The organism is Ruegeria sp. BHSA118, assembly GCF_059613405.1.
This window is the reverse complement of sequence record NZ_JBXWSM010000063.1, coordinates 1-24,264: the sequence shown is the minus strand read 5'-3', so window position 1 is coordinate 24,264 and position 24,264 is coordinate 1. Positions and strand designations below refer to the sequence as shown.

Below are 24,264 nucleotides of genomic sequence, written 5' to 3'. Positions count from 1 at the left end.
CTGCGACAGGAAGACCCGCCCGTTCAACTCGTCAAGGAAGTGGGACTGTTTCAGCCGGTCCATGACCGGGCCTTTGACCTCGCTCAGATGCAGACCGACACCCATGTCGCGCAGGCGGTGATTGATCGCCTCGAGGCTTTCCAGCGCCGAGAAGTCGACTTCGTTCACCGCCGAGAACATCAGAACCACGTTGCGGATCTCGCAGCCTTCGGTCACGCGCGACTGGATCAGATCCTCGAGGAAGCGGGCGTTCACGAAGTACAGGCTTTCATCCACCCGCAGCGTGACCACCGTGGGGTCGGTCTCGACCTTGTGGCGCAGGATGTTGCGGAAGTGCTGGGTGCCCGGTACCAGCCCCACTTCGGCCACATGCGGACGCGAGGTCTTGTACAGATGTAGCAGGATCGAGATTGCCACACCGCTGGCCACGCCGGTCTCGACCCCGGCCAGCAGGGTCAGCAGGATGGTGGCGGCGACGGCGGCAAAATCAGCGCGCGAATAGCCCCAGGTCTTTTTCAGGATCGAGAAATCCACCAGGCTGAGCACGGCCACGATGATCGTCGCGGCCAGCGTTGCCTGGGGCAGGAAGTAGACCAACGGGGTCAGGAACAGCGCGGCTATCGCCAGCCCGATGGCGGTGAAGGCACCGGCCGCAGGGGTTTCGGCGCCTGCATCGAAATTGACCACCGATCGTGCGAATCCCCCCGTGACGGGGTATCCCCCGGTGAACGCGGCGCCCAGATTGGCCGCCCCAAGGCCGATCAGTTCCTGATCCGGGTCAATACGCTGGCGTTTCTTGGCGGCCAGCGTCTGCGCAACCGAGATACTTTCGACGAAGCCGATGATCGAGATCAGTATGGCGGGCACCAGCAGCGCGCCGATCAGGTCCGAGGACAGCCCCGGCAGGGTCAGCGGCGGCAGGCTCTGAGGCACCTCGCCCACGATCTTGACACCCCGCGCGTCCAGCCCGAAGGCCCAGACCGCAACGGTGGTTGCCACAACGGCCGCCACCGGGCCTGCCTTGGTCAGCACATCCGCCAGCAGCGGCGGCACCCCGATGCGTCGCAGCGCGGGTTTGAGGTTCTTGCGCACCCAGAACAGGAAGGCCGTTGCCAGCACGCCGATCACCAGGGCGATCCCGTTGGTCTGGCCGAGATTCTCAACGATCGATCCCAGCATCTCGGGCAGAGTATGCCCATGCGCGCTGACCCCCAGGATGTGCTTGAGCTGGCTGGTGGCGATCAGGATGCCCGATGCGGTGATAAAACCCGCAATTACCGGATGCGACAGGAAGTTGGCCAGAAAGCCCAGCCGGAACACGCCCAACAACACCAGGAACCCGCCTGACAGAAAGGCCAGTGTCAGCGCCGCCACCGCGTATCCAGCGGTGCCCTGCTCGGCCACCTGCCCCACCGCGCTTGCCGTCAGCAGCGACACCACCGCCACCGGCCCCACCGCCAGCGCCCGACTGGTGCCGAAAACCGCATAAAGGATGATCGGCACGATCGAGGCATAGATCCCCGCCTCGGGCGGCAGCCCCGCCAGCAGCGCATAGGCCAGCGATTGCGGGATCAGCATGATCGTGACGATCACCGCGGCGATCAGGTCGTTCGACAACGCCGCCCGATCATACCGGCGGCCCCAGTCGAGAATGGGAAGGTAACGAAATAGGCTCTGCATGGGGTCTCGTCCTGAAAAGGCGGCGGTCGGAGCGAGACGGCTCTGACCGCAAGGTCTTGGCCTGGCTTGCGCGAAGGCAGGCCAGAATTTACGCCGGCTCCACCGGCATCGGTTTCGGGGGTCGGGCGGCTTATTCGGCCGCGACTTTCAACGGTTCGGGCTTGGCCATCCATTCCTTGCCCTTCAGCATTGCCGACCAATAGACCGGCGGCAGCAGCTTTTCCTTCAGGAACCAGGCCGCACGGCTGGGTTTGGTGCCGTCGATCAAAAATTTCGGAAAGCTGGGTTTCAGAACACCGCCATAGCCGAACTCGGCCAGCACGATCTTGCCGCGCTCCACCGTCAGCGGGCACGAGCCATAGCCGTCATAGGCCGCAACCGGCGAGCGCCCTTCGATATCGGCCAGGATGTTGTCGGCCACGGTCGGCGCCTGCTTGCGCGCGGCGGCCGCAGTTTTCGCGTTCGGGGCGTTCATCACGTCGCCCAGAGACCAGATGTTGTCAAAGCTTCTGTGCCGCAGCGTCGCCTGATCGACATCGACCCAACCCGCCGCGTCGGCCAGCGGCGAGACCCGGATGAAGTCCGGCGCCACCTGCGGCGGGCAGACATGCATCATGTCGAACTCGACCGTTACCTGCTCGGGCTGCTCATCGGGTTTGGCCACCGTGAACGTGGCCGTTTTTGCGGGACCGTCCACTGAAGCCAGATTGTGGAAGAAGTTCAGCGTGGCATCGTATTTCCCGACATAGTCCATCAGCGCCGGGACATAGTCCTTGACCCCGAACAGCACCCCGCCCGCATTCATGAACTGGATGTCGATGCCCTTCAGAACCCCGCGCCGGACCCACGCATCGCCCGACAGATACATCGCCTTCTGCGGCGCGCCCGCGCATTTGATCGGCATCGGCGGCTGGGTGAACAGTGCCCGCCCTTCCTTCAGCCCCTCGACCAACTGCCAGGTATAGGGCGCCAGGTCATAGCGATAGTTCGAGGTCACCCCGTTACGGCCCAGCGTTTCCTCCAGCCCCTCAACCGCGCCCCAGTCCAGCTTGAGCCCCGGAGACACCACCAGACGGTCGTATTTGACGACCCGGCAGCCATCCAGAATGACGGCGTTGTTCTGCGGCTCGAACGCGGCCACAGCGGCCTTGATCCACTTGACCCCCCGCGGGATCAGCGAACCCATCGTCTTGGCCGTCTGTTCGGGCGTGAACACGCCGCCGCCCACCAGGGTCCAGCCGGGTTGATAATAATGCACGTCGGACGGGTCGATGATGGCGATCGACAAGTCGGAATTGCGCGCATGCAGGCTGGCGGCGGTGGCGATGCCCCCGGCGCCGCCACCCACGATCACCACGTCAAAGGACGCATCCCCCGTGTCGGTCGGGGTCTTGCCGCCATTGGCGATGCGGCGGGCCACGCCGCTCATGTCAAAACCGGCGGCCTTGGTGGCCGTCAGAATCTCGGAGAAGGGCCGCTTGTGTGCCGCCTCGTGCAGCGACCACAACGTGGCCGAGCGCGTGCCTGTCCGACAATAGGCCAGGATCGGGCCCGGCAACTCGGTCAGGGCACGGCCAAATGCCTGCGAGTCATCATCCTTGACCATCCCGCTCTGCACGGGAACATAGCGCGCCTCAAGGCCATGTTTCCGGGCCGCAGCCTCGATCTCGTCAAAGCTGGGCTGATCGGCACCTTCGCCATCGGGCCGGTTGCAGATGATCGCCCGGAACCCCGCCGCCTTGACAGCTGCTATGTCGTCCGGCGTGATCTGCGGCGAGACCGACAGTGCGTCTGATATTTTCCTGATATCCATGTTGCCCTCCGCAGATCAGAGCTTGTTGACGGGAACTTTGAGCATCTGATTCCCATCCTGATCGGTCGGGACGTCGCCCGCGCGGATGTTGACCTGGATCGACGGGATGATCAGTGTCGGCATGGCCAGCGTCGCGTCACGCTCGGTGCGCATCTTGATGAACTCGTCCCGGGTCTTGCCGCCACCCACATGTATGTTGTGTGCCTTCTCCTCGGCCACGGTGGTTTCCCAGCGGATGTCCCGCCCGTTGGGACCATAGTCGTGGCACATGAACAGGCGCGTCTCGTCCGGCAGGCTCAGCACCTTCTGGATCGAGTCGTAAAGTATTCCGGCATCCCCGCCCGGAAAATCGGCCCGGGCCGAGCCGCCATCAGGCATGAACAGAGTGTCACCCACGAAAGCCGCATCGCCCATGACATGCACCATGCAGGCCGGCGTGTGGCCCGGCGTGTGCATGGTAAAGGCGGTCACGTTGCCGATCTTGTAGGTCATGCCATCGGTGAACAACGCATCGAACTGGCTGCCGTCGCGCTGGAATTCGGTGCCTTCGTTGAAGATCTTGCCGAACACCTCCTGCACGATCTTGATGTTCTCGCCGATGCCGATCTTGCCGCCCAGTTTCTGCTGGATGTAGGGCGCCGCCGACAAATGATCCGCATGCGCATGCGTTTCGATGATCCATTCCAGTTTGAGACCCTGCTTTTCGATCTCGGCGATCAGCAGATCGGCGTGGTCAAAGGTGATCCTGCCGGCCGCATAGTCGATGTCCATCACGCTGTCGATGATCGCGCAGGCGTTCGACGTCGGGTCCTTGACGATATAGCTGATCGTCGCCGTCGCCTCGTCATAGAACCCCTGAACCTCGGGCTTGACGCTTTGGTCAACAGGATAGGCGCCAATCGGCGTCGCAATCGCGGCCGTCATCCTCTGGTTGTGCGTGTCAATGGACTTCTGATCGTTCATAGTCGTGCCTCCTCTTGGGCGCGGGTCGAGCCTCTGTCAGCCGCGCGTCATCATCATTTCGTGAACAGCCGCCATGACCCGGGGATCCGATGACCGGATGCCGTCCGGCAGGTTTTCGACCTTCGGCGTAATGGTATCGAAGTTGCGGAACATCGCTGCCAGTTTGGCGCTTTTCTGGGGCGTCGCATTCCGGCCCCCGCAATCCCGGCGTGTTCACGTCGTCATGGCCTTGCCCATCCGCTATGTAGCGATGCCGCATCGGGCTGCCGGCCCTTCCAGCCTTGCGGCCGGGTGCATAGTGCCGCGGGAAACAGGTGCCGAGCGCACCGACCGCCGCAGCGGCAAGCGCCGCAAGGGCAATGCCGCCGCGCTTCGGGATGTTTTTGCGGTCATTCATTTCCGTCTCCTGGGTTTTGGCCCGCCCGCAACCGAGTTGCCGTTCAGGGCCTCGGGCGCGAATCTAAAGTTGAAAAGCAAATATAACTTTCAAGACACCAGTTCAGTGACAAAGTCACGAAGCCCGCAACCCTTTGGCAATTTTCAGACGCTCTGCGCCTGTCTTTCCAATGCAGGCTTGTCAGTCAAAGTGATCCGTCCGCGCGATTGGCTGATCATTTCGCGCTTTTGGAAATCCTGCAAAATCCGCGTGATGACTTCGCGCGCGGTGCCCAGCTCGCTGGCAAGCTGTTGGTGGGTGGCCCGGATTTCATCGCCCCCCTCGGCCAAGGCAAGAAGACGCTCGGCCAAGCGCACGTCCAGATGCCCGAAGGCCACATCATCCACCACCCGCAACAGATCGATCAATCGGCGCGAATAGGCCTCGAAGACAAACTGGCGAAAGGCATCCTCTTCCGAGGCCAGACGATCAAACGAGAGCTTCGGCAGAACCACGGCAACGACATCGGTCTCGGCAATACCTTCTGCATTATAAGCTTCTTCGGCCAACATGCAGGCCGTGGTCAGTACACAGCTTTCGCCGGCCTCGACTCGATACAACACAATCTCGCGCCCGGAATCCGACCTTTGAGAGACCCGGACCCGGCCGTCATACAGAAAGAGCAGGCTGTCGGGCACATTGTCGGGCCCGAATACTTGGGCGCCCTTGGGGAAACGAAGGATTCGGGCGGCTGTCCGCAACCTTTCCCGTACCGGTTTGGGAAGGCGGCTGGTGCCGTGGAAACGTTCGGTCCAGTCGGTGATCGTCATCTTGCCTTGCGCATGGGTGCCACGATGCCCTCCTCGATCGGCGCAATGCGGTTCAGCAACTCACTCCGGTTTGCGGCGATGTCGGCGAGGGTCAGATCATCGAGCACCGCCATGAACGCCCGGGTCGCTTTTTGAATCGCCTGGGACAGTTTGCATATTCCGATCAGCGGACAGGTATTTTTTTCAGGATTGAAACACTCGACCACGTCCAGTGGCCCTTCGGTTAGGCGAATGACATCGCCGATAACGATGTCCTCGGCCGGTTTGGCCAGCCGGAACCCACCACCCCGACCCCGCGTGGTTTCCAGATAACCGGCGCGGCCCAATTCGTGCACGATCTTCACGATGTGCGGTCGGGCCAGCCCGTGCACGCGCACGACATCGTCTACGCGGATGCGGTTCGGCGCCTTAAGCGCCGCCAACTGCAACGAACGCAGAGCGAAATTGGAATAGGATGTGAGTTTCATGCACGTCTCTTTTAGTAAAACTCTATTTAAAATATAGCTTATTGGCAAGCTCGGTGATTTTGTCACTGACCGGGCTGCTTAGTGGTCATACATCTGAAGCGTGTTCGAATGCAGATGGCTCAGGTGATAGACGTCGATGTAGTTCTCGACGACCACCTTCCAATTTGCCTTGATTTCATAACATTGGTTCAGCGCTTCGTATTCCACCATCTCCTCGGGCACATGGGGGCCGATATGCGGTTCTACCGGACCGAACCACTCGGCAATGGAAGGCGCCTCCGGGTCCGGGTGTACGAAGAGCACGGTTTTCCAGATGTCGACCTTTGCGGGTTTCAATCCCAGACAAGCCTTGTCCACGTGCCCGAACTCTTCTTGTTCCTCCGGCACAGAGATCAGGTTGCCTTCAAGATCATAGGTCTAGTCATGATAGGGACAGGTCGGGGCCTTCTGGGTTTTGCCCACAGCGCGAATATGCTGCGTGCCTCGATGCCGGCAGATGTTGTGAAACGCGCGCAAGCGGCGGTCGCGGCCCCGAAGTGATGGAGATGTTGTTAAGCCCGGCCTGCACGGTGGTGTATTGGCCCGGCTCGGTGATATCTTCCATGAACCCGGCATAGCGCCATGTTTTGGAAAAGATGTTGCGCTGTTCACGGTCAAACCATTCTTGACTGGTGTAAGCTTCGGCCGGCAACAGATGAAGCGTGTTGGCCATTGGGTGCATTCCTCCTCAGGAAAAGTTAAGCCAACGATGGAAAGAAGTCGCCCAGCAGCATGAAAAACCCAGCACGACCCAGGCGATCTGGATACACCAGAACAGGACCGGCTCAGTTGCCCTGTAGACATCGGTCAACAAGAAAGCTTGTCCAGACGATATGCCAATGACGCTCCAATACAGAAACAACAGACCCCAAAGAAATTGATAGCCCAGGAGAATCGAGGTCATCAGCAGGGCGAACACAATGTAGTTTGCGGTTTGGCTGCGTTTCATGCTGGGTATGCCAGATTTTCACATAGTGAAACTGCCATCGCCTTCGACTGGTTCATCCACTCTGCCGGCATCTCCAAAGCAGCAAGCGATGCCGTGTTGAAGTAAAGCGCCACTATACCATGCGCTGCGCGCTGGGTGTTGATCTCTGAAGCCCCGGGATAGTTCCGATGCAAAACCTCAGCAACCTGCGCTTCAAATCCAAGGATCGAAGCCCGGCAGTTTGTTCTGAGTTCACCATCCTCTCTGGCCCGAGCCGTAAGAGCCGCAAACGCCAGGACCAGATCGGGTGACGAATCTGACTGATCGGAGAATAGGTAGTTCACCAAGGCATGCGCGGGCTCTGAGTCCGGCAATGCGGCAACCAATTCGTTCGCGGCACTGTTGAACTGGTCCAACACGTAATCCTGCAAGGCCACGATCATCTCATCCCGGTTGCCAAGGTGGTGACGGATCAGTGGGCGGGTCAGCCCCGCCTCTTTTGAAATCGCGCTCAAGGTGGCACCATCCAGGCCCATCCGTGCGACACAGCGCACAAACGCCTCCATGACCTGACCATAGCGCTCATCGCGGTTTGAAGGGCGTCCCATTGTTCTAATCCCAATATTTCAGCCGCAATGACGACTGAGCGGTTCCACCGGCTAAGACAGCAGAATCCTTGAATTCTGGAGGCAGGCCCTCGGTTGGGACCTTGCCCTTCACGTCTAGGTCACCATCCATGTCCTCATCGTAAATAGCGGCAAAAGCGTAGTCTCCCGGTGGCAAATCATGAAACGTGACGGCGGTCTTTGAGCCGGACGCCGGTATCTGTGCCATCGTTGCCGCATTGGTTACGTCCATTGCCTCAAATGCGTCAGCTTTATTGAAGCCGGCTACGATGATTAATCCATTTCCGTTTCGAAGGCCTTCAACAGTAATCAGAAATGGCGCGTTATTGGGGGGTTGAGCAAAAGAGCTGTTTGCAATGGTCAAAACGGCTGTCATCGCCGTGTATCTCAAAAATCGCATCAGATCACCGAAAGCTGCCAAGTGTAAGGCGAACATAGGTGAAGCACAATTAATTTTCAAATGCGACAGTAAACTGCAATCCCAAACCCCTGAACGTTCAAATCGGTCATAAGAACGTTGGTTTCCACACTCTTCTGCACACGAACCAGGGTCAGGATGCATTGATTTTCCTTGCGCTACATGATTCACGGCCTGGAAAACGGAGCGGTGACATGAGCGATCTTTTTTGGCTGAGTGACGCGCAGATGGCCAAGCTTTCCCCTTTCTTCCCGAAGTCACACGGCGTGCCGCGGGTCGATGACAGAAGGGTGTTGAGCGGGATTATCTTCATCAACCGCAATGGGTTACGATGGCGAGATGCACCCGAGGCATATGGATCGCACAAGACGCTCGACAGTCGGTGGAAACGTTGGAGCGAGAAAGGCATCTTCGCTCAAATGATGGTCGGCATGGCTGCCGAACATGGCGAGGAAAAGACCGTGATGATCAATGCGACCTACCTAACAGCCCATCGCACGGCGTCCAGTTTGAGCGTCAAAAAGGTGGCGTGGCCGCCTGATTCACTGCCCGGCAGGCGCATCCGAAGGATGCTGCCGAGAGGGGCAGAACCAAGGGCGGCATCAACACCAAACTACATGCCATCTGTGACAGCCAAGGGCGGCTTCTCAGCCTTCTCGTCACCGCTGGTCAAGTCAGTGATTACATCGGCGCGCGAGCGCTGCTGAGCAGCATACCAAATGTGGACTGGCTGCTCGGGGATCGTGGCTATGATGCCGATTGGTTCCGGGACGCGTTGAAAGGCAAGGGGATACGCGCCTGCATCCCGGGGCGAAAGCAACGCAAGACTACCGTGAAGTACGACAGACGCCGATACAATCGGCGCAACCGCCCCTCTTGTGACATTGCTGTGCAATGCACTGCCGGGCAGTGATACGAGATCATGTTCGGAAGGCTCAAGGGTTGGCGCCGGTTGGCGACACGCTACGACAGTTGCCCAAAGGTCTTTCTGTCAGTAAAGGCTCTTGCTGCGACCGTCGTCTATTGGTTATGAACCCTGACCCTAGTGGTTACACAAACTGGTCTACGCTGAGACCGATTTGGGTTGAGGTACCGGGCGTGACAGTATCGATCGTGCCATTCGGCCCGTAGAGATCGACGTCCACTGGTCCGTTGAATCCTTCACCCTTTTCAAGAACGACGAGGATTTGTGCATTCGCCCTGGTAGTGTCGTAGAGCGTCCAGGCTTCGTCGCCTTCCGTATATCTTTATCGAGCGATCGACAAACACGGCAAGACCCTGGATTTCATGCTATCCGAGCGCCGGAATAAAGCCGCAGCGACGAAGTTCTTCGCCCGCGCGCTCGAGTTGAACGATCTACCGCGCAATATCGTCATCGACAAAAGTGGCGCCAACACAGCCGGCATCAAGGCAAACAACAAGATGCTCAAGAGCTTTGGTTGTCCCATACCGATTGAAATGATCAGGCGGAAATACCTCAATAACATCATTGAACAAGATCACCGCTTTATCAAACGAAGGATCAGACTCATGCTTGGGTTCAAATCACTCGTTTCAGCCGCATCTGTCCTGGCAGGCATTGAATTGGTCAACATGATCCACAAAAGTCAATTCACACCCGGACTCCGTCCGTTTCAGCAGTTTATCCAACTGGTGGGATAATCGACCCTCCAACTCAATCTATACATCTTTCAAGAAGATTTGCGACGGAACCCCAGACCAATTCAGTTATGCTGCGGGCGCTGCCCGTATTGCTCCCATTCGCTGCGCTTGCGCGTTTAGGTAGCACTCACCGTCTGAGGCGCAAATTAGTCTGTCCAATAGGCACTTCGATATTAACGGGTGATAAGCCGACAAGCGGAGGTACGTTTGAAAACAGTACTCGGCCGCCGCAGCGGCCGAGTAAACAAAGAGATTACAAATCAAGCAATGGACATGCCAAGGCCTTCAAGCTGGCTCATCAGTGCGCTGTTGGCCTCGTCGATAGAGTTCCAGTCATCTGCGGTGAGGTTACTTAGCTTCAGATCTTCTGCCTGAATGTCCTGGAGTGTCACCGTATGACCGCCGTTTCCGACAACTTCAAACACCAGATCATCGCCGATCTCGCTGACTGCAACGTCTCCTTCACCGAGCGCGTTGAAATCCAGAACATCTTCGCGAGTATCGAAGCCGATGATTTCTGTCTTCACGCCCCAGTTCCATGTCAGCTCTGCAACATCGGCACCTGCGCCGAATGTGACAGCGCCTGCTGTTTGGTCATCGTCAATGTCCGTGGTTCCGCCATCTGTACCACCACCATTGTCTGTGCCAGAGGAGCTTCCGGTGAAATCGCCAGCTCTGGTCTGATGGCCGTCCGTCGTAACTCCGACAGGTGCCTGGGGTGTCAGCAACATGGTGCGATCAACCAGCGTCACATCGTTCTGATCAAAACCAAACGGGACCTCCAGATTGTCTTCCATCACCTGATCATGGTGAAACTCCACCAATCCGGGGATCAGATCAGCCTTGGAGACGCCGGTTAGAGTCACGCTCTGCCCGGTCGGTAGCGATGAAATGACCAACCCCTCGCTCCTGTCTTCGACACTCAGGCGCTCACGCGTGCCGAAATACAGGAAATTGATCTTCATGGTGGCAGGGTCGAAACCATCGATCACCTCATGAACGCCATATTCATGGCTGCGGATATAGATCGTATCAGCGTTGCGCGGACCAACGCCTTGTTCCCAGCTAACAACGGCCCCCATATCCTGTCGGAAGTGTTCATTTCCGACCACTCCGAAATCTTCGATCGTGACATCTTGGTAAGTCACGCCTTGTACGATTTGGGCCGCATCCGACCAGGGGCTGTCGATCACGATCTCTCCGCTGGATGATTTGGTGATAATCATTCCGTGTACTGAAGTTCCACCGAAATCCAGTTGATCCGTGCCTGGGCGGAACCCGGTAATGTCATCGGCGTTGCTGTCAGCCCGAAACTTGACGCCGCCTGTATCCGTTGTTCCTGTTGTGTCGGGCGGGTTTGACCCATCGGTGTCGTAGCTCAGTTGATAACCATCCCCGAGACCCGGAGAGACAACGATCTGACCCAAGGCAGAGGAGACTTCGTTTAGCACCGCTTGATCCGTGATCGAGAAATTACCCAGATTGAGATCAGCCAGCCCAAAACCGGTGAATATGATTTGTTTGGTCACGTTGCCTTCAGTCAGCTCAATGCGGACGGTCTGTCCAAGAGCTTCACCGCTTTCCTCAAATATCGCAAAACTATCGGCGGAGATATCCGGGCCGATTTCGATGACGTCGCCCATTGCTGGCATGAAGCCATCTATCACTTGTGCGTCTGATGCGAGGCTTAGTGTGACATGCATATGCTGATGGCTGTGACCATTTCCGCCACCGTCGGGGTTCGTCCCGTGCGACCCCACCATGCCGAGAACCTCAGTCGCTGCAGTGCTGTCCAGAATGGTGAAGTTGGTGGGACTCAGATCCGCCAAAGTCACCCCGCTCAGCGTGGTGGACTGGTTATTGGACGGGATCGCAAACACGACCGATCCATTGACCTCGCGAACGTCCAACGCATCTGCGCCCACCCATGAGATGAAGATTGTATCGGTCGCTGAATCAAAACCCGGGATCGTTACGTCGGTGCCCCAAGCCCAGGTAATGACGACATCCGCCGTGTCCTCTGTGGTGTCGGCGGTTCCATTGCCGGTCGGACTGGTTGGCTCCGGCGGCTCAGCGGGAGGAGAAACGTTTCCGGTACCGCTCCCGCCGCCTGTATCCGTTGGCAAGACACCATCGGTGTAGACTTTTATGGCGTCTTCTGCCGATGGCGCGTCGTAGCCGCCGAATTGATCGATATAGCGCAAAATGGACGTGCCGTATTCATCAGTTGATACATTGCCGCCCTGCAACAAGGACAAGGTTCCCCAAGCCCCACGCAAATGCGCCGCCGCCATGATCCCTGTCATGGTAAGGGTCACGTTCACTTCTAGGTCGTTATCGACATAAGTCCGGGTGGTTCCAAGATAGTCGCTCAGGCTTTCGCCCCGATAGCCCAACCCAGTTTCGATCACCTGAAGGTTATAGCCAAAGGCTTCCTGTATTGCGCGTTCCTGCGCAACTTCTGTGGTGAAATCCGCAAGCGAATTGACACCGTTCTTACCGGTCCAGCTTCCATCCCATGTATTCGAGGCCGCACCATTCCCGTAATAGATATCATCGGTATAATATCCGAGATCGATCAACAGGGCTTCGCCGAATTGATAGCCAACAAAGCCAAGCGAGTTCATTGATCGGTATGACATGGCGTCCCACTCAATGCTGGTCAGGTCCGACCAACTGGAATATCCGGGGTAAAAGTCGGCGACTTCTCCGCCCGCCCATTGGTTCAGTTGCCAATCCTGAATGACCCCAGCATCATAGCGATCTCGATCCCAACCAGATTCAAACGCACGCAAGGCGTCGCGAAATTCTTCATATGTTCCATTGCTCATCTTGAAACGGACTCCCATCTTGTCGTTGTTTCAGCCCAAATATTTTCGGCTTTGTTAGCCCGATGATTTCGGACCCAACCTGCGTAACAAGTTAGAATTCGCGGTTATGTTAAGAGTTCATTAACGAATAAATCTGCGCGGATACGGGCTCAGTTCGTGATCCTTGCTGCGCAAGAAAGCGCCGTAGGTCAGTGGGTTATAGTAGGGATTGAGCAAGAGATCGGCGCAATTGCGCGGGCCTGCGCCAAATTTGGAATGCCGCGATTATTAACTTTGCATCATTGCCAGACCGAATTGCTGAGAAATCCTCAGCCGATCCAAACCGGCTGAGGCGTATATGTAAATAAAGCGATAGTCACAGCCCCCAATCCTGCGATTGCTGCGCTGTCAATTCGCTGATGTTCTGCATGATGTCATAGTGCTCATCAACGCCTCTCACCATGATGACCTTCTCGCCGTTCGCGCGGATCCAGGAATTGCCGTTGGACCAACTGACATCCAACTGATCCAGAGAGGAAATGCCGAACCCATCCAGATCAATGACAATCGAGTCATGCGCTTCGAAATCATCAATAATCTGGCCCGCGTATTGGTTGCCTGGGCCCCTGAAGACAAAAGTATCGCTACCTTCACCCCCGAGCAGATTCGCAAAGCCTGCGTGTGTCGACTGGTCAGCGTCGAGGATGATAACATCATCCCCGTCCCCGCCATACGCGCTGGTGATCATCGCACCTTTGCGGATCAGGAGGATGTCGTTGCCATTGCCGCCGTCAAGCGTGGCGAACTGGCTGTGCCCACCGCCAACGATGTAGTCGTCACCGTTACCGCCATTCAGGGTCAATTCGCCATTACCGTCGTCGCCAACCATATAGTCCCAGCTGTCCGTACCATGCCCGGTTTCACCGGTTTCGACGCTGAAATGATTGCCGTACTTCTCGAACCACTCCAGCGTGTTCGCGCCAAAGGGCGGTTCATAGACAACCTGATAGCCGCCTTTGTCGTCGCCAACCAGGCTGCGCAGGTCGATGTAGGACGGGTCAAAACCGTTTCCAGCATCGTCGTAGCGCACGATATCTTCACCGGTCGTTTTGCTGAACAACACGATCTGGCCATTCTCGATGCGGTGGTCCAGGTCGAACCAGCCGGTCATCCCGTAGGCGTCGAGGTCGATCTCGATCCGGTCGCCTTCGCTGGCGTCGAAATCAGTGATCGTGTTCTCACCACCGTTCAGAACGAAGGTATCTTTCCCGCTGCCACCGGTCAAAGTGTCGTTGCCCTCACCCGAAACCAATGTGTCGTTGCCGGCTCCGCCATCCAGGATGTCGTCTCCACCCATCCCGTTTAAGACGTTGTCACCACTATCGCCGATTAAAATGTCATCGAATTGGCTGCCAATGACGTTTTCCATCTCATAGACGTAGTCGCGCCATTGCGCGTTTGTTTGACCGTCATATTCGACGCCATTCACCTCAAAATAGCTTCTTCCGTCTTCTTTGCGCATGTCCACAGTGACGCCACTGCTGGCATCCAGATACGCGATGGTATCGTCGCCTTCGCCACCGTAGACGTGGTTAAAACCAGACCCGGCAATGAAAAGGTCGTCGCCGCCAAAGCCCCAAAAGCTGTCGTCGCCAGCCTTGCTTTCCTCACCGTCTTGGCCAAACCGGTTATATCCCATAAGGATATCGCCGTAATCCGTACCAAAGAGGTAGTCAGCATTGGCTTTCCCATAGAGCTCGGTGCCGCCATAGGCGCCCAGCATCAGGAACTTGCCGCTGCCCAAACCATCAAGCGATCCGTTCGGCAAATCAAAGGACTGTCCCGATTGCATGTCGACACCGTCTTTGTCGATGAAAAGCGCGGTTTCGACGATCTGCTTTGCCCAAGCCTGACGGATGGATAGGTCATCCCAGTTCAAACTTGAGGGGAAAGAACTTTTCAGGTCGTCCCAGAAGATGACAGCGATCAATTTAGGTGTGTCTGTCGATTCATCGTAGATCCGGAACGCCTGCTCCTTTGGCAGGCCTTCATGCTTGAAGGTGATGTCGTCAAAGTTGTGCTCGGTCAACGGAATGATAATCGTATCCTGTGTCGGATCGAAATCACGCACATGCGTGGCATTGCCATCTTGGAACTCGCCGCCGGCCTGGCCACCCATATTCGAGAGCGCCTCTCCCATTCCGAAGAACAGCTTTACCAAGCCGCCCATCGGCCCGGGCAAAATGGCGTTGGCGGCTGCACCCATGCCTTTCCACAATCCATCGGCCATGTAATCCGTAAAGTCTTTGCCATCGTTTGTGGGCGCATTTGCATCGCCAAGCACGAATGTGTCAAAGCCAGAGCCGCCCCACAACTGGTCATGCCCGACCTGACCATCCCTATTACCGGAATAGAGCCAATCATTATCGGCACCGCCATAGAGCGTATCTACACCGGTTCCGCCCAACAAAACATCGTTTCCGGTGCCGCCATAGATTGTGTCGTCGTCAGCACCGCCATCGATAAAGTCATTGCCTGACCCACCGCTGAGAATGTCGTTTCCAGCGCGGCCAAAGATCGTGTCATCTCCATCCATGCCAAAGATCTTGTCACCATGTTTGTATGAACCATTGCGATGCGTGTCCGCGCCATAGATCACATTGTCTTTTTCATTCCCGATCACGCCCGCTTCGACCCGATAAACGATGTCTTTTTTTCCGCCTTTCTTGTGATCAAAGTGATGCCAGATGTTATTGGTGAAGTTGCTCTCGTTCTCCCCCAGGACTTTCACAAAGCCGGCTATGACCTTTTCGGTCACATCGATCCGGCTCCAGTTGGTGGGATATTCTTGCCAATTCATGGACCAATACTGATGATCATAGCCGTCGAATTGTACTTGATCGGGGGTCAACCCAATCTCGGTATCAATTTCATTGGCCGCGCCTGACGGCTGAACGGCGTAGGACGTGTCTGCGATGATTTCTGGCAAGACCGATGCCTCGGGGCCAGCAAGCGAAACCTGACCAGAAATTCCCTGCGGTTTGACACTCGTCTTCACCGAGAGAAGCTCTTCGGTCTGTTCTTCGATGATGTCATCTGTTTTGACAGAACCCATCGCAAAAGGATGGGGATTGGATTTGTTTACATGTTTCATGTTCTTTCTCCTCACTATTCCGGATGTTGGCACGCGGAAATCGGGCCAATTCTCATCGCAGATCATAAGGAACATGTGGTTTTTCCCAGCCCTCATCTCAACGACGAAGGGAGGCATAAGATGTTACAAAGTATGACAAAAATAGAAATAAAGACATGAGAAAACAGACAACCCGGCTGGCACCGTTTCAGGCTCCAACCGGCGAGTTCTGTCTTTCCCTTTGGTTGCCCGAGCGCCTGTTTCGATCGAAACTAAAACGCTCGGAGTTTGAGTGTGCTGCGATAGATGATCGCTGTGTTTTCGCTCCACTTAGGCGACCAGATCTACGAAGAAGCTGTCGGTCGGAACGATTTCGCACAGCGGCGGAGGTGTCGTTGCCGACAGTTCCATTTCATCCTGCGGAACCTCGGTGCCGCATCTCGGATCAGGCATGATCGGGGACACAGCAGTCAGGTCTTCACCGTCGCCAGCAGGCACCGCGCCATACGGCAGAGGGGCCACTGCGATCAGGTCTTCACCTTCACCAGCAGGTACCGCACCATAGGGCAGCGGCGCGACTGCAACCAGGTCCTCACCGTCCTGAGGCACCTCGGTGCCACAACGAGGATCGGGCATGATCGGGGTCACAGCAGTCAGATCTTCACCTTCACCGGCAGGCACTGCGCCGAAGGGCAGAGGGGCCACTGCGACCAGGTCGTCGCCCTGATCCGGTACGATCGGATCGGCTGGCAGCGGGGTCACCGCGGTCAGGTCCTGACCATCCTGGGGCACCTCGGTGCCGCAACGGGGATCGGGCATGATCGGGGTCACGGCGATGACGTCATCGGCCGCATTTTCGAAGTTTGTATATGTGTTGACAGTCATTGGTTTTCTCCTCATTAAACTTGGTACTTTGCACCGAGAAATCTGTTAGAAAAGTCCTCCTCGGGTATACAAACAAGGTGGTTGCCCCAACCGTTTCTTTCAATGCGAATTCACGGTGTAAAGTGTTACAAAGTATGACAAAATCTTCCTCGGACTCAGTGATTTTTCTGTTCCGAAGCCTCTGTAATCCGCACCCAAATCATTGATGAACCTAGTTGGAAAGTTCGGCGCATTTCTCGGTTGGCACTCGCCGCCCAATGCGGCGCCCATGCAGGTCTTCAGAGATACCCGAACATAAAAAACCAGCGCCGAATCCGGCGCTGGTTTCGATGTCATGTCACGTCTTGAAACGTGTAGGCATACCGTCGTTTCGAGCCACAGATCAAACCTCGCGGAACGTTGTCCGGATCTGCTTGCTGAGCGGGTCGACAAGGTACTGCAACAGCGTCCGCTCGCCGGTCTCTATGTATACCTCAGCCGGCATGCCAGGCAGCAAACTCAGCTGACGGTCAGCCAGAGTTTCAACCGCGCTCTCATCCAAGGCCACTCGCGCTTCGTAGAATGACATCCCAGTCATTGGATCAGTTTTCAGATCGGCTGAAACAAACTGGACACTGCCATCAAGCCTCGGGGCGATGTGTCGGTCGAATGCTGAGATTACCACCGTCGCCGACTGACCAACCGAGACATTGTTGATATCCTGCGGCATGACGCTGGCCGTGACGACGAGCCCTTCATTTTCAGGCACAATCTGCATCAAGGTCTCGCCCGGCGAAACGACCCCCCCTTCGGTGTGCACACCCAATTCATGGATGACACCATCTGCCGGTGCCCGGATTTCAACGCGCGCCAGCTGCAATTCGGCGGCGACCCGGCGTTCCTTCAGACCATCGAGCTCAACTTCCAGCGCAGAAATCTCGTTCATCACCTGCTCGCGAAAGGTTTTTTCCAGCTGAAGGATGTTGATCCTGGTCTCACTGATACGTCCACGCGCAACGGCAATGCTTGAGGTCAACCCACCGCTATTGCCCAGCAAACTGCTGCGCTGGCGTTTCAGCGTGGTAATCCGGTTCGCGGGTGTCAGACCCTTCTCAAAGAGTTGGGTCAGCCCCTCCAGCTCGCTATCAATCAGGTCGATCTCTTCTAAGGAAGCCTCATATTGTGCCTCAAGACCCGCGATTTCCTGTTCTGTCTGGGCGATCCGTTCTTCGAAGGCGGCAACTTCACCCTCCTGGGACAGACGGCGGGCCTCCATGACGGCACGCTGGGTCGCCAGAGCGCGCTGCACTTTCGGATCATCATTCCGCACGGCGAGTTCTTCAGACAGTTCGATCTCGTCCAAACCGTCGCGTTCGGAAATCAGACGCGACAACTGGGCTTCAACGGCGATCAGACGGTCATCGACCAGCACCTGACTGCCCGACAAGAGCTTGTCGTCGAGTGTCAGAACAACATCCCCGGCGGCGACCCGATCCCCGTTGCTAACATGGATTTCGCCGACGATACCGCCATCGGGGTGTTGAACGGCCCGGAGGTCAGAAGAGACTACGACGTTCCCGCCTGTAACAACGGCACCGGACATGCGGGCGGTTGCAGCCCAGCCGCCAAAGCCGATCGCCAGTGCTGCAATTGCGGTAAGGCCAAAGCCGATGGATTTCCACGACCGGTCAACAAAAACTTCGGTCTGGGTGTTGGGTTTTGAATTGGTATTCATAATTTCCTCCATTTGATTGGCTGCTGCGCAGGGCTGGATCAGCCCGCAGCAGCGACAGGGGTTTCGTCAGTGGTCTCTTGCGTCTTCTGAGGCTGGCTTTGTGCCACCTGAGCCGGTTGCTGTGCGGCAGGGCGGGCCTGTGCGGCAGCCGCCTGATTGCGTTGACGCAGACGCTCCATCACTTCAGCGCTGGGGCCGAAATCACTGGCACGGCCGTCGTCCATAATCAGGACTTTGTCGACAGACCCCAGCACACTGGCCCTATGGGCGATGACGATCACAATCGCACCGCGCGCTTTAGCGGACTGGATCGCGTGGTTCAGGGCAGCTTCACCCTGGGCATCCAAGTTTGAATTGGGTTCATCCAGAACCACCAGGAACGGATTGCCATAAAGCGCTCGGGCCAGTGCAATACGCTGACGCTGACCACCAGACAGGGCGGCACCACGCTCTCCGACCGCTGTTGCATAGCCGTCTTTAAAGCTGGCGATCAGTTCATGCACACCGGCGGCTTTTGCGGCGGCAACGACCATTTCATCTTTTGCTTCAGGATCGAAACGCGCGATGTTTTGGGCGATTGTACCGTCAAACAGCTCGACATCCTGCGGCAGAAAGCCGATCTGCGGGCCGATTTCCTCGGGCAGGTACTGATCAATCGGTACACCGTCGAGGCTGATGCTCCCCTTGGCCGCAGACCACGCGCCAACCAATGTGCGGGCCAGGGTCGATTTACCACTGCCGGTCGAACCGATCACAGCAAGGGCTTCTCCGGCCTTCATGTCGAAACCGACGCCTTTCAGAACAGCCGATGTCACCATAGGCGGCGCGGCAATCAGGCCATTCACGGTCAGAGACTTCTCGGCCTTGGGCAGAGAAATTCTGGCGTCGTCTTCTTCGCTGGACAGAGTGTCCTTCAATTGTGCCCAGGCCTGACGCGCGGCCACCAGACTGCGCCAGCTGCCGACAAGCGTTTCAATCGGCTGGAGGCCACGGGACATGATGACAGAGGCCGCAACAATCGAACCTGCCGAGATTTGCCCGTGGATGGCCAGATAGGCCGCAACCGCAAGCACACCGGACTGAAGGGCCAGACGAAACACCTTAGTGAAACTGCCCGAGACACCAACCGTGTTGGCTGCCCTGGCGCTCGCACCCAGGTGAAGGTCATTGATGTCCTGCCAGGATTTGCCAAGATTGGCCTGCATGCCCATGGCGCGCACCATCTCGGAATTGCGACGGCTTGCTTCTGCCAAACGGCTACGTTTGCCAGCATGTTGTGCCTGGACGCATGCCGCGGCACGCACCTTAATGTCGGTTACAACAGCGATCACCAGCAAGGCGATAGCCCCAATGACGCCAACCAGACCGAGCCAGATGTGCATGGCAAAAACCAGACCCAGATAGACCGGGATCCAGGGCAGATCAAACAGTGCCCCGGCACCTTGACCGGACAGGAAGCCACGGATTTTTTCGACATCCTGAATGGCCGCCGCCGGATTGCCAGATGTGCGATGAAGCGAAGGTTCAGCCAGCGAACAGTCGAATGCGGTTTTTGAGAGCCTTTGCTCGAAACGGTGCCCCATGGCGACAAGAACACGGGTGCGTGCGCCGTCGATCAGGGCCATAAAAAGGTACAAGCCAGCGACAAGTGTACTGAGGGCCACGAGCGTGTTCACGCTTTGGCTTGACATGACGCGATCATAGATCTGGAGCATGAAAATCGGACCGGTCAGCATCAGCAGGTTCACGGCACCGCTGAATACGCCGGTGGCGATCAGATTGCCGCGGAGCGCGCGACGCGCACTGGCGAGTTGCGGGTGAACGGACAAATGCGAATTCATGACGGGCCTCCAATAAATATGTCTGTAGGAGATACGTGGGAACCCGCAGTGAAAGCCCCAAGCTTTTGTCACACTTTGATTCAATTGGTTTTTCGATGGCCTAAGGCGAAAAACTTCGAAAACTGTTGGATCAAAATTTGCGTGGGATTGAAGCCCGTATTGAACTAGCGTTTCTTTCAAGGGGATGCGCAGGGAACTTAAAGACAATGCGATGGAACAACCTCACACTTCGCGGGCAAGTGATGGCAATCGTCCTTATCAGCTGGGCATTCGTCGGGGTTTTTTCGGTGGTCATCGATGTTTTCCAGTTTCGGAGTTCGCGCGCTGACGAAATCAAGACCAGGGGCGACGCCTATCTTGCTGAGGTCGTGTCTACGCTATCCCGTACGAACCCAGAAAATCGCACAAAAGTCGCGCAGAGTTTCTTTCCGGCAGAATGGAGTGTCAGGATCGGCGCGCAGGACATGGCATTGGAACTGGTGGGCGGCACACGTCGTCCAGATCTTGCACAGTGGCTCTTGGAGCGTCTTGAGGCACGGGGGTTGAATGTTGCGGAGCTGTCCGTTGCGGATGTCCTCATCCATGACGCAGAAGATCCAAACGATCTGTTGGCCTTGTTCGACGACCGCGTTCTTCCCTCAGGTGAGGAGGTGGAGGATGACGGTAGTGGAAGGTTTTTAGTCAGCCTTTTTTCAGTTCGCCTCACCGGCGAAACCGAATGGTTAAACTGTTACCTACTCATGACACCCAAAGATATCTGGCCCGCTGTTTTTATTGGCTCGGTCGACAGTCTGAGTGCCCTACTCATGCTCTGCCTGCTTGCGTTTCTCATTCAAAAGATCATGCGCCCTTTAAACGCTATGGCTATCAATGCCGAACTCATCGGAAGAGGCCAAGAAGTTGGTCCGCTCATTGAAGTTGGCAGCAGTGATGTCCGCCGCACCATAATTGCCTTCAACCGCATGGAAGCGCGGATCGTTCTTGCCCTAGAATACAAGACCACCCTGTTGCGCAGTCTGGGGCACGATCTGAGAGGACCGATTGAGCGATTGAACGATGCTCTGCAAAATGTCAGCCCGGAAGAAACCAAAAACCAGCTTTTGGGACGGCTTCAGACCGTTGGCGACATTGTCATGTCCGTCACGGGCCTAAATCGCGCTACGCACCATGATGGTGAGATCGCAAGGGTCGATCTACGCTCGTTGATCGAAGCTCTGGTGGAAGAGCAGGTGGATGCGGGTCGCGACGTGACCTACACGATCGAGCAATCTGCCATAGTGAAGGGGCGTCACAATGCGCTCACCCGTGTTCTGCGAAATCTTCTGGAGAACGCGGTCAAATATGGCGGCCGTACAAATGTTACTCTGACCAGAGTCGACGACATGGCGGCTATTCACATCGACGATGAAGGGCCGGGCATCCCGGCCGAACAGTTAGAGACCGCATTTGAGCCATTCCAAAGGCTTGGTGCTGAGGGACCCGGAAGTGGGCTTGGTTTGGCCATTGTCAGAACCATTGTTGTTGATCAGGGCGGCACGGTGTCTTTAAAAAACCGCGCAGGCGGGGGCCTGAGGGCGAGCGTCTTCCTGCCGATTGATGAGCACAATTAGCCGGGTCGAAAAATGTAACCCTGCCCCCAGACAGTGCGGATATGTTCCGGGTTGGCAGGATCGCTTTCAATCTTGGACCGTAGCCGCTTGATCAAGGCATCGACGCTGCGGTCCCCTGCCCCACCGTGCTGTCTTGTGCGCGCAACAGCCAAAAGGTCTTCCCGGGTGCAAAGAACATCGGAGTTCTCGACGAAAAACCGCATGACCCGCGCCTCACTCGAGGTCAGTGTAATCACGCGTCCATCATCGTGTTTGAGGTGCCGCTCGTTTTCCACAAGCTCCCAAGGACCAAAACGGGTCAGACGCTTCTGACTTTTCTGTCCCGTTTGCCTACGTCTCATCAGCGCGCGGATACGCGCCAAAAGTTCAAGATCATTGAAGGGTTTGATGATATAGTCGTCCGCGCCCAACTCGAGCAACGAAATGCGTTCGGCATCGTCGTCAATTGAACTGATCATGATGATTCCGGCATCAAGCCGCGAAGCTATTTCTCGACAAAGCACTTTCCCGCTTGTGCCCGGCATAACGAGATCCAGCAAAAAAAGATCATAATCCTCAGCTTCTATCTTTTCCCGGGCCGCCGGAACATTTGGCACATGATCAATCTGGTAGCCTTTGTGTCTGAGGAAAACACAGACGTTCTCGGCGAACTCCACATCGTCGTCGCAGATTAAAACCCGTTCGTCGATTACGGTGGACACGTCCACGGCCTCATTCATTTTATATGCTCCTCAGGGAAAGTTGCCCACAGTGATAACAGCATCGGGCACCGCACAGTGTCAACGACGCAGCCAACGCATGTCGCACGACCCAAAACCTTTGTATCAGGACTGCCGGTAACAGTTTGACCTAACAAAGCGATTTGTTCTTGAAAGTTTGGGCTCTCAGCCGACCTCGGTGGCAGCGCAACATCCTGTGATATCCTCTCTCGTCAACGTCGGGTTGTCGTTGTTGAGCGGGCATGGCGGATCGGAGGATCAGCTATGGGAACACCGGGTAGTGCCAAGTTGTCTGGCGCTGTGACGACGACTAAAGGCAATGAATGAACATTCCATCCAGCATGCCGCGTCCGAAGGGCTTTCGCTACCCTCGTGAGGTCATCGCCTACACGGTTTGGCAGGCTCAACCATCTTGCGCCTCACTTGCCGATCCGCGGTTTAAGCTTTCATGACAAAAGTCGTTTGTCACGACCAACTCCTCGATCTTCGTGTGCAGTTCCTTGACTTGCTCCTCGTTGATCTCTGGGGGCTTCTTCCCGTCACGCTCGAACACGCCGAACACGCCTTCCGGCAGAGCGCGTTTCCAGCTGTGGATCATCGTGGGATGGACGAAAAATTGGCTGGCAAGCTCAGCCACAGGTCGCTCACCCTTCAAAGCCTCAAGCGCGACTTTCGCGTTGAACTCGGGCGAGTGGTTCTTTCGTTTCGGCATCTCTGATCTCCTCTTCGTCGAAAATCAGCAGACAACAAATCGTAGTTGACGTCAGTGTCCGATTTTCGGGGGGAGGTAGCTCAAGAAGCCCTACTGGTTTTATTGGTAGATCCAGTCGGCCTGTGTAACGGTTTGAGCAAAACACTCGCGAAATGCTGAAGAATACTGCGCAGCTCGATTGAGATTCAACTGACCTTCCTACGCATCAAAAACAGATTTGTTGCACACCCATGTCACAAATTCCGCGCCTGCCGCGTCCTGTTTCCGTACACCCCGAAAACAGGAGCACCACATGCAATCCCGTCTCAACCATTTCGCCGTTGCCCCGCAACTAATGCAGCCAATGCTCGACATCAAGGAATGCCTTAAAACATCCGGCCTAGAGCACAGTCTCATCGAACTGGTAAAATTGCGTGTGTCGCAGATCAACAGTTGCGCATTTTGCATCCATATGCACACCCATAACGCGCGTGCGCTGGGTGAGAGCGAAGACAGGCTTCACTTGCTGAATGCCTGGCGAGAGTCGTCTCTTTATTCCGAGCGTGAACGCGCCGCTCTTGCCTGGGCCGATACGCTGACCCGCATCGAGCAGAATGGTGCACCCGATTACATCTATGAAGAGATGGCCGCACAGTTTTCAGATCAGGAAAAGATCGCCCTGACGTTGGTAGTGACAACGATCAATGCCTGGAACCGCATTGCTATTGGCTTTGCAACGCCACATCCTGCCGCCAAGGAGGCCTCGGCCACATGAGTCATGTGACTTCATTCGTCAACGACCAGACTTTTGTCGATCTGCGACCGCGCTTGTTTGCGGTCGCCTACCGAATGCTGGGCACAGTTAGTGATGCAGAGGATGTAGTACAGGACGCATTTTAGCGTTGGCAGAAGGTTGATCATGTCAGTGTGCGGGACACGACGGGGTTTCTAGGCTCCAGACTCATTGATTTACACCCAAAACAAGATGGTAGCCGCGAGTGCGATTGCTGATAGGAAGACCTTCGGGCATCTGTCATATCGGGTGGCAACCCGCCGCCA

At 56.5% G+C, this 24,264-nt stretch carries 21 protein-coding genes and 4 pseudogenes; 6 read left to right on the top strand and 19 right to left on the bottom strand.

What is annotated here, in order from left to right; translation table 11 throughout:
* The 11 genes from AC2FNN_RS16850 to AC2FNN_RS16800 form a co-directional block, all read right to left on the bottom strand.
* Window positions 1-1,680: SulP family inorganic anion transporter (locus AC2FNN_RS16850; protein ID WP_496759655.1), on the bottom strand; the 1,680-nt coding region annotated here is incomplete at its 3' end.
* Between the two features lie 130 nt (window positions 1,681-1,810).
* The gene (locus tag AC2FNN_RS16845) at window positions 1,811-3,493 is read right to left on the bottom strand and encodes a bifunctional protein tyrosine phosphatase family protein/NAD(P)/FAD-dependent oxidoreductase (RefSeq protein WP_496759653.1); all 1,683 of its coding nucleotides are present in this window, start codon (window positions 3,491-3,493) and stop codon (window positions 1,811-1,813) included.
* A gap of 15 nt (window positions 3,494-3,508) precedes the next feature.
* Window positions 3,509-4,393 carry an MBL fold metallo-hydrolase gene (locus AC2FNN_RS16840; protein ID WP_496759657.1) on the bottom strand — a complete coding sequence of 295 codons (885 nt, stop codon included), beginning with the start codon at window positions 4,391-4,393 and terminating at the stop codon, window positions 3,509-3,511.
* Between the two features lie 40 nt (window positions 4,394-4,433).
* Window positions 4,434-4,853 carry a hypothetical protein gene (locus AC2FNN_RS16835; protein ID WP_496759651.1) on the bottom strand — a complete coding sequence of 140 codons (420 nt, stop codon included), beginning with the start codon at window positions 4,851-4,853 and terminating at the stop codon, window positions 4,434-4,436.
* Window positions 4,854-4,996: 143 nt separating this feature from the next.
* Complete coding sequence (locus AC2FNN_RS16830; protein ID WP_496759650.1) at window positions 4,997-5,662, bottom strand: Crp/Fnr family transcriptional regulator; 666 nt, start codon at window positions 5,660-5,662, stop codon at window positions 4,997-4,999.
* Window positions 5,659-6,129, bottom strand: a complete 471-nt coding sequence (locus tag AC2FNN_RS16825; protein WP_496759648.1) for an Rrf2 family transcriptional regulator — start codon at window positions 6,127-6,129, stop codon at window positions 5,659-5,661. The genes AC2FNN_RS16830 and AC2FNN_RS16825 overlap by 4 nt, the downstream gene beginning before the upstream one ends.
* A gap of 78 nt (window positions 6,130-6,207) precedes the next feature.
* A complete protein-coding gene (locus tag AC2FNN_RS16820) occupies window positions 6,208-6,486 on the bottom strand; it encodes an SRPBCC family protein (RefSeq protein ID WP_496759646.1) in 279 nt (92 codons plus the stop codon).
* Window positions 6,487-6,546: 60 nt separating this feature from the next.
* On the bottom strand, window positions 6,547-6,744 hold the full coding sequence (locus AC2FNN_RS16815) for a Rieske 2Fe-2S domain-containing protein (protein ID WP_496759656.1): 198 nt from the start codon (window positions 6,742-6,744) through the stop codon (window positions 6,547-6,549).
* Window positions 6,745-6,856: 112 nt separating this feature from the next.
* Window positions 6,857-7,117 carry a hypothetical protein gene (locus tag AC2FNN_RS16810; RefSeq protein ID WP_496759645.1) on the bottom strand — a complete coding sequence of 87 codons (261 nt, stop codon included), beginning with the start codon at window positions 7,115-7,117 and terminating at the stop codon, window positions 6,857-6,859.
* A complete protein-coding gene (locus tag AC2FNN_RS16805; protein ID WP_496759644.1) occupies window positions 7,114-7,704 on the bottom strand; it encodes a TetR/AcrR family transcriptional regulator in 591 nt (196 codons plus the stop codon). Before AC2FNN_RS16805 ends, AC2FNN_RS16810 begins: the two co-directional genes overlap by 4 nt.
* Window positions 7,705-7,708: 4 nt before the next feature.
* Window positions 7,709-8,284, bottom strand: coding sequence for a DUF2141 domain-containing protein (locus AC2FNN_RS16800; protein ID WP_496759643.1), 576 nt, complete (start codon window positions 8,282-8,284; stop codon window positions 7,709-7,711).
* A gap of 50 nt (window positions 8,285-8,334) precedes the next feature.
* Here AC2FNN_RS16800 and AC2FNN_RS16795 point away from each other — a divergent pair.
* Window positions 8,335-9,173, top strand: a pseudogene (locus AC2FNN_RS16795) (IS5 family transposase).
* A gap of 206 nt (window positions 9,174-9,379) precedes the next feature.
* Window positions 9,380-9,802 (top strand): annotated as a pseudogene (locus tag AC2FNN_RS16790) (DDE-type integrase/transposase/recombinase); the annotation flags it as partial.
* Between the two features lie 260 nt (window positions 9,803-10,062).
* Here the strand turns inward: AC2FNN_RS16790 and AC2FNN_RS16785 are convergent.
* The 5 genes from AC2FNN_RS16785 to AC2FNN_RS16765 all read right to left on the bottom strand — a co-directional run bounded on the left by AC2FNN_RS16785 (window position 10,063) and on the right by AC2FNN_RS16765 (window position 20,185).
* On the bottom strand, window positions 10,063-12,633 hold the full coding sequence (locus AC2FNN_RS16785; protein WP_496759642.1) for a hypothetical protein: 2,571 nt from the start codon (window positions 12,631-12,633) through the stop codon (window positions 10,063-10,065).
* A gap of 355 nt (window positions 12,634-12,988) precedes the next feature.
* The gene (locus AC2FNN_RS16780) at window positions 12,989-15,766 is read right to left on the bottom strand and encodes a calcium-binding protein (protein ID WP_496759640.1); all 2,778 of its coding nucleotides are present in this window, start codon (window positions 15,764-15,766) and stop codon (window positions 12,989-12,991) included.
* 309 nt (window positions 15,767-16,075) lie between these two features.
* Entirely contained in the window at window positions 16,076-16,630 is a 555-nt protein-coding gene (locus AC2FNN_RS16775; RefSeq protein WP_496759639.1) for a hypothetical protein, read from the bottom strand.
* 382 nt (window positions 16,631-17,012) lie between these two features.
* Window positions 17,013-18,344 (bottom strand): HlyD family type I secretion periplasmic adaptor subunit, encoded by a 1,332-nt coding sequence (locus tag AC2FNN_RS16770; RefSeq protein ID WP_496759638.1) that lies wholly within the window; start codon window positions 18,342-18,344, stop codon window positions 17,013-17,015.
* A 38-nt stretch (window positions 18,345-18,382) separates the two neighbouring features.
* Window positions 18,383-20,185 carry a type I secretion system permease/ATPase gene (locus AC2FNN_RS16765; protein WP_496759637.1) on the bottom strand — a complete coding sequence of 601 codons (1,803 nt, stop codon included), beginning with the start codon at window positions 20,183-20,185 and terminating at the stop codon, window positions 18,383-18,385.
* Between the two features lie 242 nt (window positions 20,186-20,427).
* Here AC2FNN_RS16765 and AC2FNN_RS16760 point away from each other — a divergent pair, with 242 nt between their 5' ends.
* Entirely contained in the window at window positions 20,428-21,795 is a 1,368-nt protein-coding gene (locus tag AC2FNN_RS16760; RefSeq protein ID WP_496759636.1) for a sensor histidine kinase, read from the top strand.
* Here the strand turns inward: AC2FNN_RS16760 and AC2FNN_RS16755 are convergent.
* Window positions 21,792-22,514: a response regulator gene (locus AC2FNN_RS16755; RefSeq protein WP_496759635.1), complete on the bottom strand. Its 723-nt coding sequence runs from the start codon at window positions 22,512-22,514 to the stop codon at window positions 21,792-21,794. The genes AC2FNN_RS16760 and AC2FNN_RS16755 overlap by 4 nt on opposite strands.
* Before the next feature lie 323 nt (window positions 22,515-22,837).
* On the opposite strand from AC2FNN_RS16755, the pseudogene AC2FNN_RS16750 reads away from it, so the two are divergent.
* A pseudogene (locus tag AC2FNN_RS16750) lies at window positions 22,838-22,945 on the top strand (IS6 family transposase); the annotation flags it as partial.
* Here the strand turns inward: AC2FNN_RS16750 and AC2FNN_RS16745 are convergent.
* Complete coding sequence (locus tag AC2FNN_RS16745; protein ID WP_496759634.1) at window positions 22,918-23,226, bottom strand: transposase; 309 nt, start codon at window positions 23,224-23,226, stop codon at window positions 22,918-22,920. The pseudogene AC2FNN_RS16750 and the gene AC2FNN_RS16745 sit on opposite strands and share 28 nt — an antisense overlap.
* A gap of 292 nt (window positions 23,227-23,518) precedes the next feature.
* On the opposite strand from AC2FNN_RS16745, the gene AC2FNN_RS16740 reads away from it, so the two are divergent.
* On the top strand, window positions 23,519-23,980 hold the full coding sequence (locus tag AC2FNN_RS16740; RefSeq protein WP_496759633.1) for a carboxymuconolactone decarboxylase family protein: 462 nt from the start codon (window positions 23,519-23,521) through the stop codon (window positions 23,978-23,980).
* Window positions 23,977-24,105: a sigma factor gene (locus tag AC2FNN_RS16735; protein WP_496759632.1), complete on the top strand. Its 129-nt coding sequence runs from the start codon at window positions 23,977-23,979 to the stop codon at window positions 24,103-24,105. Before AC2FNN_RS16740 ends, AC2FNN_RS16735 begins: the two co-directional genes overlap by 4 nt.
* 69 nt (window positions 24,106-24,174) lie before the next feature.
* On the opposite strand, the pseudogene AC2FNN_RS16730 reads toward AC2FNN_RS16735, so the two are convergent.
* Window positions 24,175-24,264: pseudogene (locus AC2FNN_RS16730) on the bottom strand (IS5/IS1182 family transposase); the annotation flags it as partial.